Here is a 15,542-nt window from a genome sequence, read left to right on the forward strand (position 1 = left end):
GAAACAATCCTTATATTTGCACCCACAATTGCACGCGGATATGGTGAAATTGGTAGACATGCCAGACTTAGGATCTGGTGCCGCAAGGCGTGTAGGTTCGAGTCCTATTATCCGCACCAGAAAAACCCAAAACACTGAGTGTTTTGGGTTTTTTGTTTTATAAAAAACTCCCTCTTCCATTCCACAGCTTTCTTTTAAGTTAAATAAATCAGGTATTTACACAAAATTTTCTAGACAAATATTTAATCATCTCAACCAAATAGAAAATAAGAAATCTTTACTGAGCCCCCTAGAGTATCATTACCTACAACTACCATCATAAAGTATAAATACTTCATCACACAAAATAAACATATTGTATCTGAGCTTATATTTAAAAGTGATTACTCAACACCCAAAATACATCATCACAAATAATACTACAAAAAAAAATTAACGAGACAACAATTTAAGACTGCTCAATTCATGAACATCTGTACATCATTCACAGAAAACAACTTATGAGAATACAAGACAGATCGAATTTAATCCCAATACTATCAAGACAAAACTTAGCAACAGACGAAAATCAACAACACAAGGATATACGTCTTTATTAATAAAAACAACAGACACTATACCAATATCGCTTCACTTAATAACACTACAAACATAAACTCTCAAAATAGTTAAAGATTTTAAGCAACCCCAAAATACGAGGTAAGAGACAACATAACAAACAATGGTTTTTCATCTCTGGAAATCAAGACAAATATTTACAAACTAATAAAACTTCACCCTTGAAAGAAGTACTTTATATCATCTAAAACAACAAAGCAGGTAAAAGAAAGATAGCAAAGTCGCTATAATTACCAGAACGAAAGCAAATACTATTTTGCAAAACACAACAAAACAATTCCTAAAAAGTAAATCATTTAAACCAAAAACCTTTCTAAAATCAAAAAAGCCATTCACAATTAAGTGAAAAGCTTTTCATTGGCCTAACTACTAAACCAGGATCAGTTAACTAGACTGATCGCAACACAACTAATTTTAGAAACCTTTATTGAGACAAAAAGCCTTTTATTTCTAAAAGGCTTTCCTCAATTTCGCGGTCTGGACGGGACTCGAACCCGCGACCCCCTGCGTGACAGGCAGGTATTCTAACCAACTGAACTACCAGACCAACTCGCTCTTTAAAATCAATTTTAAACTCGAAATTACTACTTCACTATTGTTTAAAATTAATCATTATATATATTTTAATTTTTGAATATGCTTACAATATCAAATACTAAGATATTCTTTGGCTTAACACCTAAACCAAGATCAGATTAACCGACTGATCACTCTACAAAATTTAATCTTTGATTGGAAAAAAAAGCCCTTCATTACTGAAAGGCTCTCCCAATACTCGCGGTCTGGACGGGACTCGAACCCGCGACCCCCTGCGTGACAGGCAGGTATTCTAACCAACTGAACTACCAGACCAACTGCGCTATTGCGGTGGCAAAGATACAATAGATTTCCGTTTCTACAAGCATTTTTACCAATTATTTTTAAATAATTTTATATAAATTACCCAAACTTTTGTTTTTCAACAAGATAAGTAAGCATTATTTTTTCGAAATCTTGGGCCACATTTACAGGAACATACCGAATTCGGTTCTGAGCGCAGGTTAATGCTATTTTATTAAAATAAACTTCAGCTTCTTTTTTATAAACATCTTGGACATTATCCGAAAAAAGAGCCACCTCTTCACCCGTTTCCACATCAATAAATTTCCTGGGCGTACTATCAAACTCAAAATTAACCTCTGTTTTGCGATCACACACATGAAAAAGAATCACTTTGTGCTTATTATGACGCAAATGCTGTAAGGCTTCAAATAATTTTTCATCGTCTTCTAACTGAAACATATCTGTAAACAACACAATCATCGAGCGACGATGCATCTTTTCGGCAATTTGATGCAAGAAAGAAACCGTATTAGTAATTTTAGAAACTTTTGGCTTATCCAAAACAGACTCCAGTTGATTCAATATCATTCGATGATGTCGGTCACTTCCTTTTTCAGGTGCATAGTAATCATACCTATCCGAAAAAACACTCAAACCAACCGCATCACGTTGTTTTTTTAATAAACGCATTAAAACTGCAGATGCCAATACAGAAAATCCAATTTTATTTTCGTGAAAATCTTGATTAGACCTCAGCTTTGGATAATGCATGGACGAGGAGTTATCCAAAATAATATGACAACGTAAATTGGTTTCCTCCTCAAATCGTTTCGTATACAGCCTATCTGTCTTCGCAAACAACTTCCAATCTATATGGCGAGTACTCTCACCTACATTATACAATTTATGTTCTGCAAACTCAGCCGAAAACCCATGAAACGGACTTTTGTGCATGCCCGAAATAAATCCTTCAACGATTTGATTCGCCAAAAGCTCCAAATGTTGGAAACGAGCTATTTTCTCTAATTGTGATTCCATCTTCATATCTCAAATATATTAAAAATAATCACGACCTTCACAGAAACATCATTTCTAAAACACAATTTACATTAATTCCCACTTTCAATTATAACACTACAGGTTTGCGTGAAGGATAGTAGTAAAAATCCTTTTTTGGGCTTTTTCTGGCCCAAAAAAGATTGAAACGAATAGCCTGACCCGCTTTTTTTCGGCGGGGCACGCCCAAATCACAATCTACTTATTTGAAACAAAAAAATCACAAAAAAAAAGGCTTGACTAACGTCAAACCTTTTTTATATAAATTATAATCTTACGATTACAACAAAGCGTCTAAACTATCTGCATAAGTTTGCTTAGGAGCTACTCCTACTTGCTTCCCAACTACTTCTCCGTTGTGAAAAACTAATACAGTAGGAATATTTCTTACACCATATTTGGCTGCAAATTCTTGATTTGCATCAACATCTACTTTACCTACTACAACTTTACCTTCGTAATCATTGCTTAATTCTTCAATGATTGGTCCAACCATTCTACATGGTCCACACCAAGCTGCCCAAAAATCTACTAAAACTGGTTTGTCTGACTTCAAAACTACTTCGTCAAAAGTAGCATCTGTTATTGCTAATGCCATAATTTTTTTCTTTTATATGTTAACCCCAACACTATATTGGAGCAATTTTTTTGTGTTATTACTAATTTGAAGTACAAATTTATAAATTAAAACCAAATCAAACACCATTCTTACATTAGTTTTAACTATTTCTTCATTGATAAAATTTATTTGGAGCTAATCCTGCTATCCACTATATCTCTTGTGTCCGCTATCGCTACCACAAGAGGATGCCGTTTCTATCAGGGCTATGACCTACATCTTCAAATAAAATTCTTTTGTCAATTCAATATAATCGTCGGTATAATCATGCCTGCCATTTTCGATAATTAATACATTTTCATCAACTTCAAGAACTTCATCACGACCGAAGGCCAGCAAACTTCTTTTTGTTTCTGACTGCGCAGTTCCTTTTACACGAGTGATCTTAAAAGGATACAATTCAAATTCCTTAGCCAAAGCTACAAATTTCGCTTCTTCTTTGAACGGAATTATTACTGCAAAAACCCCCTTTTCGGACAAAAACAAATCAGCTGCCTCAATCAATTCTTCAAAAGGCATCGCATCTTGAAAACGAGCTAAATCACGCTGTTCATCATTAGATTTAAAATCTTCACTGTAAAAAGGTGGGTTGGAAAGAATCAAATCATACTCATCTTCGGGCTCATCTACAAACTCATCTAATCCGGCATGATAACAAAATAAACGATCTCCCCATGGCGAATTTTCAAAATTTTCCACGGCTTGCTCGTACGCATCTTCGTCAATCTCCAAAGCATCAATTTGCTCTGCAGTCGTGCGTTGTGCCAACATCAAAGCGATAAGCCCCGTACCCGCACCAATATCCAAAATACTAAAAGGGCGATGACCAACAGGGACCCAAGCCCCCAAAAGAACGCCATCGGTACCTACTTTCATAGCAGTTTTATCCTGCTCGATAGAAAATTGCTTAAATTGAAACAAAATGAAAAGATTTAAGATTGTTGATTGCTTCGCCAGTTCGAGCAAAGCTCTCGAGTAACAAATTATGATTTTTGATTTACTCCAAAATAAAAACAAATAGTGTTTACAGTTAATGTAATTAAAGAATTAAGATTATAAGAAACGGTTCTTTTAACACCTGCCAAAAACTTATAACCTCTAATTTTTAACTTCTAACCTCTACCTTCTAAAGATACATTTCCACTAAACCTTCTGGAAGGTTCATGATGACTTTTTTGTTTTCGCGATCTACCTTAACCAAGAAATGGTCAATCATCGGGATTAATATTTCTACGTTTCCGTTCAACACCTCAAATAGTGGCTGAGCAGAAGTATCATTAATAGATTGAATCACACCAAAAACCCCCAAACGTTGGTCTTCGATTTCAAATCCTACTACTTCGTGAAAATAAAATTTGTTACCACTAAGTTTTGGCAACATATTAAGGGGTAGAAAAAGCTCATTACCCATAATGGCATCAGCATCTTCTTCGTTTTTAACTTCTTCAAAACGAATACGTAAAAAATCGTTTTTATGAATGGAGCTATTTTCAATAAAAAAAGGAATCAAGTGTTTGTTGCATTCAACAAACACTGATTCCAAGTTTTCGTATAACTCAGGTTCATCCGTGTCCAAATAGGCCAGAACTTCTCCTTTGAAACTAAATTTTTTAGCGATTTTACCCAAATAGAAACAATCTTCTTTACGCATTATCGCTGTGGAATTAAGCTTGAGTTTCTTCGTTAGTTTCTTCAGCAGCTGGAGCTTCTTCAGCTTCAACTTCTGGAGCAGGTGCAGCAGCAGCGATAGCATCAGCTTCTGCTTGAGCAGCTGTTGCGATACGTTTTGCATTTACATCTTGCTCTGCTTTGAAAGCTTTAGCTTTAGCATCAGCTTGCACTTTTGATAAACCATCTTTCTTAGCATCAACAGTTCCTGTTTTAGATTCTAACCAAGTTGCTAATTTAGCATCAGCTTGTTCTTGTGTTAAAGCACCTTTACGAATACCTCCATCAAGGTGGTGTTTCAATAAAGCTCCTGTGTAAGAAAGAATTGCTCTAGCAGTATCTGTTGGTTGAGCACCATTGTGCAACCATTGAACTGCACTATCAATATTCAAATCGATAGTTGCTGGGTTAGTGTTTGGATTGTAAGTACCGATTTTCTCTAAGTATTTACCATCTCTTTTTGAGCGTGCATCTGCAGCTACAACCCAGTAAAAAGGTTTTCCTTTTTTACCGTGTCTTTGTAATCTAATTTTTACTGACATAATCGTGTGATTAAATTTTGAGGTACTCGACCTCTATTAATTAAGGGCGCAAAGATATACTTTTTATTTCAATAATACCAATCGATTTTCACTATATTAATCAAGTAGTTAGCTAATGTTTTTAATTTATAATTCTTATTTGCCCTCATAATACACTACTTTTGCTTGTCTAAAAAACAGGTTACATGAAAAAATATTTTCTATTTCTCCTTACAACTTTGAGCATCTTCTCTTGTGAAGAAAATGTAAAGTTCAACAACCCTTCCTTTCAAGGGCTAAAAGATAATGTTTTTTGGAGAGCCATTACCACTACTGCAACGATAAACAGCAGTAACGAACTAATTATTACGGCCTACACAAGCAAGGAACAGATTGTACTAAAAACTCCCTCAGACGACATAAACACCTATACACTCGGTGAAGACAACATCTCAACAGCAACTTATACGCTCACAGAAGACACAACGGTAACGACTTACTCAACAGGAACAAATACCGGAAACGGCCAAATTGAAATCACTGAATACGACATTGCAAACAAAATAATAACGGGTACCTTTAAATTTAACGCCATAAATACAATAACAAATCCTGAATCTCAATCGAATTTAAATTTTCAACAAGGTGTCTTTTATAAAATCCCAGTAACACCTTAATGCTTCATAATGAATTTAATCCCACCAAAAGAGAAGGAACAAGTCTCCTAATTGAAAAATATTTGATTAAATAAGCTTATTCATAGTAGATTAGAAAATATTTAAACTACATTTGCTACAATTATTATAAATAAGCACATATGAATATTTTTGTTGGAAGCCTTCCATTCAGTATTGAGGAAGCAGATTTAAGAGAGTCTTTCGAGGCTTACGGAGCAGTAGATTCAGTTAAAATTATCACAGATAAATTTACAGGAAGAAGCAAAGGATTTGGTTTTGTTGAAATGCCAAGTGATGATGACGCTCAAAAAGCAATTGACGAATTGAACGGTGCAACTGTTCAAGGACGTACAATCGTTGTTAACAAATCTGAGCCAAAACCAGAAGGCGAAAGAAGAAGTTTTAATAACAACCGTGGTGGAGGAGATTCACGCGGAGGTTATGGTGGAAACAACCGTGGTGGAGAAAACCGTGGTGGTGGAAACAGAGGAGGATATTAATATTTTTTTCTACAATATATAAAAAGGGTGTCAATTTATTTTGACACCCTTTTTTATTTTTATTAATTCTGTTTACCTAATTTCAATTGAAAAGTAACTACTGTAGCATAAATGTTCTTATTCTTTTTCTAAGACTTTAATGTCTTCAATTAAAGCCTGCATACTACTTGGATCAAGACTATTATAGATCCCGCGAATCAAACGATTTTCATCAATTAAGACAAAATTCTCTGTATGTAAGAAAATGGAGCTGTCATTGTTTTCTCCCAAATCTTCTTCGACAAAATAAAACTTTCGCCCTAAATTATAAATCTCCTCTTTGTCACCAGTAAGTAGTTTCCATTTACTATATTGAATATTATTTTTTTTAGCATAAGCTGCCATTACAGAAACACTATCCTTATCTGGCGTGACGGAATGTGACACCAATTGTATCTGATTATCATTCTTAAACTCCTCTTGAATTTTGGTCATACTATTGGTCATTTTTGGACAAATCCCAGGACAGCTAGTAAAAAAGAAATCTACAATAGTAATTTTTCCATCCAAATTTAATTCTGAAAACGCTTTCCCTTCTTGATCTATCAGATCAAAAGGTCGAATTTTATGAAAAGATTCAGTTTCTGGAGTATTCCAAACAGGCACAAAATCTGATGATTTGTAATAAGGCAATTTTCTCGTTTTTTCTTGACAAGAAATTACCAAAACTCCCAACAATGCGATGATATAATACTTTATTTTCATTTGGATTTTAGTTTTTGATCTTTGAGCGTATAACACAAGTTTGATTTTTGCAAACCATATCGTCGGCCGTCTTTTGCTTCGTAACTGATGTAGGGTTTTCCGTTTTCACGCCAAGCTCTTTGCATCCCTTCTTCTCTATCATTTTTATAGGTCAAAAAGGAGTATTTTCCTCCGCTTTCATACCATTGTTTATGCAAACCTTCTCTTCGATCATTCACATAGATATAATCAAATCTGGGGTTTCCATTCTCCCAATACCCATAATGCCTTCCAAATGACTTACCTTCTTTATAACTTCTAGATTCTTTTAATTTCCCATCTACATAATAAATCAAACTCAAGCCTTGTTGCTTTCCCCCGAAAAAACTAAAAATGCATTTGGTAAATGCTAAAGCATACATTTCTTTAACATAACCTGAATAGACTTTTTTATGAAAATAGTATATTCCGTTGTCTAAAACTAAATTTGGATTGGTAACTAATATAGTATCGTTTGGAATCCCTACCGTTGAAACAATTAAAGACGATGGCATCATAGCTTCGTCTTTAATCTCTTTTTTGCAACTTGTAACAAGAACTGCAATTACGGCTAAAAAATATACTTTAAAAAGTAAAAGTTCCTTTTGTACCATAATAACTTCCTGCTTTTAATACATAAAAACCAGAGTCCATATAATTGACATTCGAACAATGGTAATGATAAATTCCGTTTGGATACTCTACTGTTGCGCCAGTGTGTCCACCATTTGAATCTAGTGCTGAAGGATAAGAACCGTCTTTATCTTTACGACCATAAATTGGGAATCCATCTCTTAACCAGCCAATTAATTTTGCATCGTCATCCGAGGTAAAATCGCCATTAAAATGGTAATGATACAATCCCCCAGGGCCACTGTGAGCCCCAGCTCGATCAAACGATTTCAGTGTTCCTGCATCAACTGGCACATTCCCTCCTTCTCTATCATTGTAAATTGCCACACCATTTAGAGCCATTCCAATTGGACCTAAAGAGGTTTCTTCTTTAGAACTCGCTTCAACAGGATTCACTGGAATTGTCATTACAAAAACTTGCGATTGCAAATTCCCTGGGTTTACAACTTGACCAGTAGTTTGTTCCTCATATAACGAATTACCTGAACCCCAATAAGGCGTAACGTGGTCTGGAGTACCATTAGATTTCATAGTCACTGTAGTCCCTGTACTAGATAAAGTTACTGCTGACTTATAGTTAGTACTAAATACCGCAGGAACATCTGCAGTGCCTTCTACTGTCGTGGTAGAATCATCGCTACTACTACAAGAGTAAGTCGCTATTGATAAAGTAATTATACTTATTGCGGCAATTATTATATTCGATTTTTTCATTATTGTTAAATTAGTTAATTTAATTTGGTGAGGTGTATTCAAAATCTATTCTGTTGGTTTTTTACGCTCTGGCTTAGGCGCTTTTTTCAATTCATCCAGACTCAAGAAACCATCTTTATCCGTATCAATCTTTGTGAAGTCATCCTTCAACGGACCTTTTACCTCTGCTTTAGATAATTTACCATCTTTATCAGCATCCATTTTTTTTATAGCTTCTTCAGCAGTTGGTAGTTTTTGCCCCCCTTGCCCGCCTTGTGGTTGCGCAAAAAGTGAAACTGATCCAGAAAACAACATAACAGTTAAAATAATTTTTATACTTTTCATAGTCTATTTTTTTTAAAATTGTTTAGATAAACAAAGGTGAGGTTATTTTTAAGGTGCTTTTTGTACTTTCAGTGAATGACCAATAGTTATCAGTGTAAAGGTCAAAATTCCTAAATATGTCTCAAACCTAAGAAATAACTGAAATAATGCCATAAGAGGATTAACTACTTCATAAATGAGAGCCTAAGTTTTCCAAAACTTAGGCTCTTTACATGATTATAAAACAGATGTTCTACAATAATTATTTAAGATAAGCATTTACCGCTGTAGTACGTGCAGTAACGTGAGCGCTTAAAGCATCTATCGCTGTTTGAAAATCAGAAGTACTATTTAAAAATGTATAACCCTTTACCTCTTTTATAGCATATGGCTTCACGAGCGCTCCATAAGCTGCGTATTTAGCTTTCATGGTGGTTTCATTAAAAGCATTGTCAATAACACTTTTTACATAAGTATCATATTTGGTCTTATACGTTGCATCATTATATAAATACCCGATCATTGGCCACGAAGCTGTATTTAATCCAGAAAAATTTAAAGCATAAGCACCGCCTTGGTTTCCTGTTTGTAGCGCTTCATTGTTGTCCCATGGTATCCAAGATAGTTTTTTGGTATCGGGATTGTTGTATAGAAAATAATTATGCGTCATTCTACCATAGGTATCCCAGTTTTGAATAACGGTGTTGACAGCTAAATATTTCAAGAAAGTATCTGTATCAAATACCGACTCTAGATTGGTTCTCCAAGCGGCAGCATCTGTTGTTCTATTACTAGCATGCAAGGCAGTGAATAGATTTTTGATATCAGTGTAATCAGCAGCGTCTTCATTGGTTTTTTTAACAAAAACAGATTCTGTGAAACTCCCATTACTAAAACTTGCCCCAGTACCATCTGGCTTGTATAAATTACCATCGTTGTTCGAGAACTCATCAATCAATGTATCGTCAACCTCTTCTACCAAAGTATATACTCCAAAATAAGTAGGACCATCACCATGATCTACATATACCTCGTAAATTGCAGCATGTGAACTTATAACCCCAGACGCTCTAAAAATATCGGTAGCCACTTTTTCGCGCAACATAGACTTGTCATTGTAATTATTTTTTAGACTTAATTTCTTGAAACCATAAAAACGTTGGTTATCAATTTGAGGATACGTGTCTTCATATTCGTCGAAATCCAATTTAAACGACAACTTTAAATTTCCGCTAGACCAAGTAGATTGCAAACTGGAATTTCCTTTGAATCGCACGCCTACACGATACCATTCTTTGCCTTTGTAAAAAAACTCAGCAGGAACCATTATAGGATCTTCATCTGACGATACAAGTCCAGGACCTCCAGAACTTTTACCAAAAGTACCGTAAGTAGCTGTCATATCGGCTAGCATTTTTTTCCAACGTGTACTCGTTATCACAATATCCAATCGCTTTACCGAATTGTCATCAAAAATCTCGGCAAAATTTGGATCTACTTTCTTACTATGTGTTTCTGTAGTCCAATCTGGAATGTCAAATACAGTGTCATCAACTTCTACTTCTGCCACTTCACCTACAACTGCATCCTCTTTTGAGCAAGATGACACAAAGAATAGCTGCATTGTTAAGACTAATAGGATACTTATTTTTTTCATAGTTCTGGTTTTTGAAGTTACTATTGAGGACAAATTTCGTAAAACAATTTTAGCATGAAATTTTTATTCAACCAATAACCCAAACTAATCGGTAAACATTGTATTACAATCAGTAAATGTTTAATTTCAGCCTATTAATTGTCCCATTTTCAAAAAAGGATTCATTTTTATTTTATTTATTTGTACTATGACAAAATTGAATAGAACTCTTTTCCAGATTTTTTTGTGGGCAGCCATTTGGATCATCCTTGGGCTTAACCAGCGAGAAATCATGCATTTTTTTAGCGAAAATTGGTTAGCCTACTTACTGCAAGCAGTACTAATTGTTATACTTACTTACCAACTTGCTCCAAAATTTCTATTCAAAAAGAAGCACCTTGCTTTCACCTTCATATCGCTAGGAGCTTTAATTATTTCAGCATTTATATCTACTAGTGTTATGAACCCTCACAATGATGGTAGAATGCGACGTCAAAGACCAGAAATGGAGCTACCTCCTCCTCCTCCAGGCGAAGGCCCAGAGAGAGGTAACTTACGTGGCTCACAGCAAAACAGTTTACCACCCCCTGTGTTGATTAACTTTTTGATGCTAAGTGTTTCCTATATTTTGGCTATTTTTTTAGAAACTTTTTCTTTTGCACAAAAAAAAGAAGAAGACTTAATGTTGAGTAAAACTGAAAATATCGAAAACGAACTGAAGTTTTTAAAATCTCAGATCAATCCACATTTTCTATTCAACTCTCTCAATAATATTTATTCGCTCTCCATGATTGATTCGAATAAAGCACAGCAGAGCATCCTGTACCTGTCAGACATGCTTCGTTATGTTTTGTACGAATGCGAAAAGCCTATGGTTATTATCGAAAAAGAAGTAACTTATATTAAAGATTTTATTCAGTTATTTTTATTGAAAAGCAGTAAACAATATCCAGTTGAAACGAAGTTTTCTATCGAAAATAAAGGCCTACAGATTGCGCCTATGCTTCTAATACCTTTTATCGAAAATGCCTTCAAACACAGTAATATCGAAAACATTGAAGAAGCATTTATAAAAATCTGTATCCATTCATCCGGCTCAACCATTCTCTTTAGTGTTGAAAATACGTTTAGAAAAGGCCCGAAAGTTCAAGATGCCGTTGGAGGAATTGGGATACAAAATGTAAAAAAACGTTTAAACTTATTATATCCAGACAAGCATACCTTAGCCATTTCAGAAATTAATAGTACTTTTAAAGTTGAACTAAAAATTAACACTAATGCTTAAATGTATCGTTATTGATGACGAAGAACTGGCTCGAAAATTAATTGAAAGCTATATCGAAAAATTAGATTTTTTGACTGTTGCAGGTTCGTTCGAAAATCCTTTGGAAGCTATTAATCTTCTTAAAAAAGAAACTATTGATGTCGTTTTTTTAGATATTCAAATGCCTCAAATTAAAGGAACTGACTTTGCGAAATTGATTCCGTCCACTACCAAAATTATATTTACAACTGCATATTCTGATTATGCTATCGAAGGATTTGAACTAAGTGCGACTGACTACTTATTAAAACCTATTAGTTTTGATCGATTTTTGAAAGCGGTCCAAAAAATTAATACCCCAAATAATTCACTACAAGATAGCATCACCGTAAAATCGGGTTATGATTTATTCAAATTAAAATACGCCGACATTACCCATATCGAAAGTGATAGCGAATACGCTGTTTTTTATACTGCCGACAAAAAAGTAATGAGTTTACAGTCGTTAAAATCGTTAGAAAAAATATTAGACCCATCACTATTTATTAGAGTCCACCGCTCCTTTATCGTTAACAAAACCAAAGTTACCAGCCTAAAAAGTAGGGATTTATTTTTGGGAACTATTCAAATTCCGGTGAGCGATAGTTATTATGAAATGGTGAAAAAGGAGTTGTTTTCATAAAGCCGATCAAAAGAACATAAATAGAAATACAATCTTAAATCCTAGCCCCGATAGAAACGGAAATCCTTGTGGGGGCTGGCATTTTGCCGCCACAAGATTGTAGTGAATAGCGGGAACAGTCGTTATTGATAGCACAACTATTCTGCTTCTAATAAAAAACAAAAAAACTGTCAACCTTGCGATTGACAGCTTTTTGAATAGTATATATTTCGAATATTAGATATTAGCTGCTAACCAATCTCCAACTTCTTTCGTTCCGTGTGCTTTTCCACCATCTGCAAGGTCTTCAGTAACGATTCCTGCTTCTAGTGCTTTGTTTACTGCATCTCTCATAGCTTGACCTTCTTCCATCAATCCGAAGTTTTCGAACATCATAGCAGCCGATAAAACTGTAGCCATTGGGTTTGCAATGTTTAATCCAGTTGCTTGTGGATAAGAACCGTGAATTGGCTCAAATAAAGCTATTTTGTCTCCCATAGATGCAGATGGCATTAATCCCATAGATCCAGAGATTACCGAAGCTTCATCTGTAAGGATATCTCCAAATAAGTTCTCCGTAATTAATACATCATACGAGTTTGGCCATTGTACCAAACGCATTGCTACAGCATCAACAAATTCGTAAGAAACAGTCACTTCTGGATAATCTTTTTCCATAGCTTGTACTGTTTCTCTCCACAAACGAGATGTTTCAAGTACGTTTGCTTTGTCTACACAACATAATTTTTTTGAACGAGTCATTGCCAATTCAAAACCTTTTTTAGCCAAACGTTGTACTTCGTGTCTCGTGTAAACACAATTGTCAAAAGCCGTTTCACCATCATCTCTTCTTCCTTTTTCACCAAAGTAAATACCACCTGTTAACTCTCTTAAGAAAACCAAGTCAGTACCTTCGATACGTTCTCTTTTTAAAGGAGATTTATCCAACAAAGAAGGGAATGTAAATGTAGGACGTACATTAGCAAACAAACCTAATTTTTTACGCATCAACAACAATCCTTGCTCTGGACGAACTGGCGCAGTAGGATCATTATCGTATTTTGGGTGCCCAATAGCTCCAAAAAGAACTGCATCAGAATTTAAACATATCTCATGAGTCTCATCAGGATAAGGAACACCAACAGCATCAATAGCGCAAGCTCCTGTAAGTGCTGGTGTCCATGTGATTTCGTGTCCAAATTTTTTCGCAATTGCATCAGATACTTTTACTGCTTGATCAATTACTTCTGGTCCGATTCCGTCCCCTGCTAAAAGTGCGATATTTAATTTCATCTATTTTATATTTATAAGTTTCTAAGATTCTGAGTTTCTAAGTTTCTAAGTTTTTACAACTTTATAGCTTAGTATATTACGGTTCCAAATCTCTAAGTTTCTGAGTTTCTAAGTCTTTTTAAAATCTTAGAAACTTAGTCGCTTAGCAACTTAGCACTTCTTTTTAATTTGCGGCTACATTCAGCATTTTTTGAGTAGCGATAATCGCCGCTACAGTTTGATCTGAATCCAAACCACGTGTTTTATATTCTTTTCCTTCGAATAGCCATGTAATAACAGTTTCACACAAAGCATCGGAACTACTTCCTGGAGGAATCCTCACTGCATAGTCAATTAACTTAGGTAATTCTATTTTTTTGCTTTTATAGATTTTCGCCAAAGCATTCATAAAAGCATCAAATTGGCCGTCCCCTTGAGCATGCTCTTCGATGACATGACCATCCATTTTCATACATAAAGTCGTTGAGGGACGCATTCCTTTGGCATGAGATAATAAGTAGGATTCAAAAGTGATTTTTTCCTCATATGCATGACTTCCCAGAACATCCGAGATGATATAAGGTAAATCTTCTTTGGTAACGGTTTCTTTTTTATCCCCTAACTCAATAATTCGTTGAGTCACTAATTTTAAATCTTCATTATTAAGTTTCAAACCTAATTCTTGAAGATTTTTTTCAATGTTAGCTTTACCCGAAGTTTTTCCTAAAGCATACTGTCTTTTACGTCCAAAACGCTCAGGGAGTAAATCATTGAAATATAAGTTTTTCTTATTGTCACCATCAGCATGAATTCCTGCAGTTTGGGTAAAAACATTATCTCCAACAATTGGTTTATTGGCAGGGATTCTATATCCTGTAAAAGCTTCTACTAATTTACTCACCGAGTACAAGGAAGTTTCTTTTACACCAATAGTAATCTCAGGCATAAAGTCGTTAATTACCGCTACTGTACTTGCAAGTGGAGCATTTCCTGCTCTCTCACCCATTCCGTTTACAGTTACGTGCAACCCATGAATTCCTGCTTTAATGGCTTCCATTACATTTGACACACTCAAATCATAATCATTATGTGCGTGGAAATCAAAATGAATATTTGGGTATTTTTGAGTGATGGTCGAAATAAATTCGAATGTATCCGATGGAATTAAGACTCCTAAAGTATCTGGAAGCAAAATTCTTTTTACCGGTTGGGTACTAATGAAATCCAAATATTGGTACACATAATCAGGCGAATGATGCATTCCATTACTCCAATCTTCAAGGTAAACATTGGTTGCAATACCGTTTTCGGCTGCCAAAGCAATGCTTTCGGCAATTTCGGCAAAATGCTGTTCTGGTGTTTTTTTCAATTGGTGTACCAAATGATTCAAAGATCCTTTGGTTAGCAAGTTTTGTACTTTGGCACCCGACTTTTTCATCCATTCGATTGAAAGTCCTTTGTCAACAAATGTCAATACTTCGATTTTATCCGTAAATCCTTTTGTTTCTGCCCAAGACATAATGCCTTTTACGCCTTCAAATTCGCCTTCGCTCACACGAGCAGAAGCAATTTCGATACGATCAACCTTTAATTCTTCTAATAATAATTGGGCAATGGTTAGTTTTTCTGCAGCAGAAAAAGATACTCCGGAGGTTTGTTCACCATCACGAAGCGTTGTATCCATTATTTCAATTTTTCTTCTCTCCATTATCTATTAGATGCTAATACGATTTTGATGCTAAAAAGAAATAACATTATATATCGTAAAAGCAGTTACTAAACTCAATTGAATCAATCAAGCTTAGTAACTGCGTAT

16 protein-coding genes and 3 tRNA genes are annotated in these 15,542 nt (G+C 35.0%); 5 read left to right on the top strand and 14 right to left on the bottom strand.

Features of this window, described 5'->3' with window-relative positions:
* The first annotated feature begins 34 nt into the window (after window positions 1-34).
* Window positions 35-119: transfer RNA gene (locus M2326_RS02100), tRNA-Leu, on the top strand.
* A gap of 972 nt (window positions 120-1,091) precedes the next feature.
* Here the strand turns inward: M2326_RS02100 and M2326_RS02105 are convergent.
* From M2326_RS02105 to M2326_RS02135, 7 genes are all read right to left on the bottom strand, one after another.
* Window positions 1,092-1,165, bottom strand: a tRNA-Asp gene (locus M2326_RS02105).
* A 231-nt stretch (window positions 1,166-1,396) separates the two neighbouring features.
* Window positions 1,397-1,470, bottom strand: a tRNA-Asp gene (locus M2326_RS02110).
* Window positions 1,471-1,557: 87 nt separating this feature from the next.
* The gene (locus M2326_RS02115) at window positions 1,558-2,484 is read right to left on the bottom strand and encodes a DUF58 domain-containing protein (RefSeq protein ID WP_264617900.1); all 927 of its coding nucleotides are present in this window, start codon (window positions 2,482-2,484) and stop codon (window positions 1,558-1,560) included.
* 292 nt (window positions 2,485-2,776) lie between these two features.
* Window positions 2,777-3,094 carry a thioredoxin gene (gene trxA / locus M2326_RS02120; RefSeq protein WP_108739444.1) on the bottom strand — a complete coding sequence of 106 codons (318 nt, stop codon included), beginning with the start codon at window positions 3,092-3,094 and terminating at the stop codon, window positions 2,777-2,779.
* Window positions 3,095-3,328: 234 nt separating this feature from the next.
* A complete protein-coding gene (locus M2326_RS02125; protein ID WP_264617901.1) occupies window positions 3,329-4,036 on the bottom strand; it encodes a tRNA1(Val) (adenine(37)-N6)-methyltransferase in 708 nt (235 codons plus the stop codon).
* Between the two features lie 205 nt (window positions 4,037-4,241).
* Window positions 4,242-4,766, bottom strand: a complete 525-nt coding sequence (gene rimM / locus M2326_RS02130) for a ribosome maturation factor RimM (RefSeq protein WP_264617902.1) — start codon at window positions 4,764-4,766, stop codon at window positions 4,242-4,244.
* 13 nt (window positions 4,767-4,779) lie between these two features.
* Window positions 4,780-5,325 (bottom strand): 30S ribosomal protein S16, encoded by a 546-nt coding sequence (locus M2326_RS02135; protein ID WP_264617903.1) that lies wholly within the window; start codon window positions 5,323-5,325, stop codon window positions 4,780-4,782.
* A 185-nt stretch (window positions 5,326-5,510) separates the two neighbouring features.
* On the opposite strand from M2326_RS02135, the gene M2326_RS02140 reads away from it, so the two are divergent.
* Complete coding sequence (locus M2326_RS02140) at window positions 5,511-5,981, top strand: DUF6252 domain-containing protein (protein WP_264617904.1); 471 nt, start codon at window positions 5,511-5,513, stop codon at window positions 5,979-5,981.
* Window positions 5,982-6,121: 140 nt separating this feature from the next.
* A complete protein-coding gene (locus M2326_RS02145; RefSeq protein WP_264617905.1) occupies window positions 6,122-6,481 on the top strand; it encodes an RNA recognition motif domain-containing protein in 360 nt (119 codons plus the stop codon).
* Between the two features lie 117 nt (window positions 6,482-6,598).
* On the opposite strand, the gene M2326_RS02150 is transcribed toward M2326_RS02145, so the two are convergent.
* From M2326_RS02150 to M2326_RS02170, 5 genes are all read right to left on the bottom strand, one after another.
* Window positions 6,599-7,225: an SCO family protein gene (locus tag M2326_RS02150; protein ID WP_264617906.1), complete on the bottom strand. Its 627-nt coding sequence runs from the start codon at window positions 7,223-7,225 to the stop codon at window positions 6,599-6,601.
* Window positions 7,222-7,857: a toxin-antitoxin system YwqK family antitoxin gene (locus tag M2326_RS02155; RefSeq protein WP_264617907.1), complete on the bottom strand. Its 636-nt coding sequence runs from the start codon at window positions 7,855-7,857 to the stop codon at window positions 7,222-7,224. Before M2326_RS02155 ends, M2326_RS02150 begins: the two co-directional genes overlap by 4 nt.
* Window positions 7,829-8,590 (bottom strand): YHYH protein, encoded by a 762-nt coding sequence (locus tag M2326_RS02160; RefSeq protein WP_264617908.1) that lies wholly within the window; start codon window positions 8,588-8,590, stop codon window positions 7,829-7,831. Before M2326_RS02160 ends, M2326_RS02155 begins: the two co-directional genes overlap by 29 nt.
* A gap of 45 nt (window positions 8,591-8,635) precedes the next feature.
* Window positions 8,636-8,914 (bottom strand): EF-hand domain-containing protein, encoded by a 279-nt coding sequence (locus M2326_RS02165; RefSeq protein ID WP_264617909.1) that lies wholly within the window; start codon window positions 8,912-8,914, stop codon window positions 8,636-8,638.
* A gap of 241 nt (window positions 8,915-9,155) precedes the next feature.
* Window positions 9,156-10,550, bottom strand: a complete 1,395-nt coding sequence (locus M2326_RS02170) for a CotH kinase family protein (protein WP_264617910.1) — start codon at window positions 10,548-10,550, stop codon at window positions 9,156-9,158.
* A 187-nt stretch (window positions 10,551-10,737) separates the two neighbouring features.
* Here M2326_RS02170 and M2326_RS02175 point away from each other — a divergent pair, with 187 nt between their 5' ends.
* Window positions 10,738-11,814 (top strand): sensor histidine kinase, encoded by a 1,077-nt coding sequence (locus M2326_RS02175; protein ID WP_264617911.1) that lies wholly within the window; start codon window positions 10,738-10,740, stop codon window positions 11,812-11,814.
* Entirely contained in the window at window positions 11,807-12,475 is a 669-nt protein-coding gene (locus tag M2326_RS02180) for a LytR/AlgR family response regulator transcription factor (protein ID WP_264617912.1), read from the top strand. Before M2326_RS02175 ends, M2326_RS02180 begins: the two co-directional genes overlap by 8 nt.
* Before the next feature lie 216 nt (window positions 12,476-12,691).
* On the opposite strand, the gene leuB is transcribed toward M2326_RS02180, so the two are convergent.
* Window positions 12,692-13,747, bottom strand: coding sequence for a 3-isopropylmalate dehydrogenase (gene leuB / locus M2326_RS02185; protein ID WP_264617913.1), 1,056 nt, complete (start codon window positions 13,745-13,747; stop codon window positions 12,692-12,694).
* A gap of 163 nt (window positions 13,748-13,910) precedes the next feature.
* On the bottom strand, window positions 13,911-15,434 hold the full coding sequence (locus M2326_RS02190) for an alpha-isopropylmalate synthase regulatory domain-containing protein (RefSeq protein ID WP_264617914.1): 1,524 nt from the start codon (window positions 15,432-15,434) through the stop codon (window positions 13,911-13,913).
* Window positions 15,435-15,542 lie beyond the last annotated feature (108 nt).

Origin of the sequence: Flavobacterium psychraerolatum, from assembly GCF_025960985.1 — a bacterium.
Classification (GTDB): Bacteria; Bacteroidota; Bacteroidia; order Flavobacteriales; family Flavobacteriaceae; genus Flavobacterium.

Bases quoted from the DNA above. Each gene is read 5' to 3' on its own strand.
- M2326_RS02135 (WP_264617903.1), bottom strand. From the start codon at position 5,325: ATGTCAGTAAAAATTAGATTACAAAGACACGGTAAAAAAGGAAAACCT.
- rimM (WP_264617902.1), bottom strand. From the start codon at position 4,766: ATGCGTAAAGAAGATTGTTTCTATTTGGGTAAAATCGCTAAAAAATTT.
- M2326_RS02180 (WP_264617912.1), top strand. From the start codon at position 11,807: ATGCTTAAATGTATCGTTATTGATGACGAAGAACTGGCTCGAAAATTA.
- M2326_RS02140 (WP_264617904.1), top strand. From the start codon at position 5,511: ATGAAAAAATATTTTCTATTTCTCCTTACAACTTTGAGCATCTTCTCT.
- M2326_RS02165 (WP_264617909.1), bottom strand. From the start codon at position 8,914: ATGAAAAGTATAAAAATTATTTTAACTGTTATGTTGTTTTCTGGATCA.
- M2326_RS02160 (WP_264617908.1), bottom strand. From the start codon at position 8,590: ATGAAAAAATCGAATATAATAATTGCCGCAATAAGTATAATTACTTTA.
- M2326_RS02190 (WP_264617914.1), bottom strand. From the start codon at position 15,434: ATGGAGAGAAGAAAAATTGAAATAATGGATACAACGCTTCGTGATGGT.
- M2326_RS02155 (WP_264617907.1), bottom strand. From the start codon at position 7,857: ATGGTACAAAAGGAACTTTTACTTTTTAAAGTATATTTTTTAGCCGTA.
- M2326_RS02175 (WP_264617911.1), top strand. From the start codon at position 10,738: ATGACAAAATTGAATAGAACTCTTTTCCAGATTTTTTTGTGGGCAGCC.
- M2326_RS02115 (WP_264617900.1), bottom strand. From the start codon at position 2,484: ATGAAGATGGAATCACAATTAGAGAAAATAGCTCGTTTCCAACATTTG.
- trxA (WP_108739444.1), bottom strand. From the start codon at position 3,094: ATGGCATTAGCAATAACAGATGCTACTTTTGACGAAGTAGTTTTGAAG.
- leuB (WP_264617913.1), bottom strand. From the start codon at position 13,747: ATGAAATTAAATATCGCACTTTTAGCAGGGGACGGAATCGGACCAGAA.
- M2326_RS02145 (WP_264617905.1), top strand. From the start codon at position 6,122: ATGAATATTTTTGTTGGAAGCCTTCCATTCAGTATTGAGGAAGCAGAT.
- M2326_RS02170 (WP_264617910.1), bottom strand. From the start codon at position 10,550: ATGAAAAAAATAAGTATCCTATTAGTCTTAACAATGCAGCTATTCTTT.
- M2326_RS02150 (WP_264617906.1), bottom strand. From the start codon at position 7,225: ATGAAAATAAAGTATTATATCATCGCATTGTTGGGAGTTTTGGTAATT.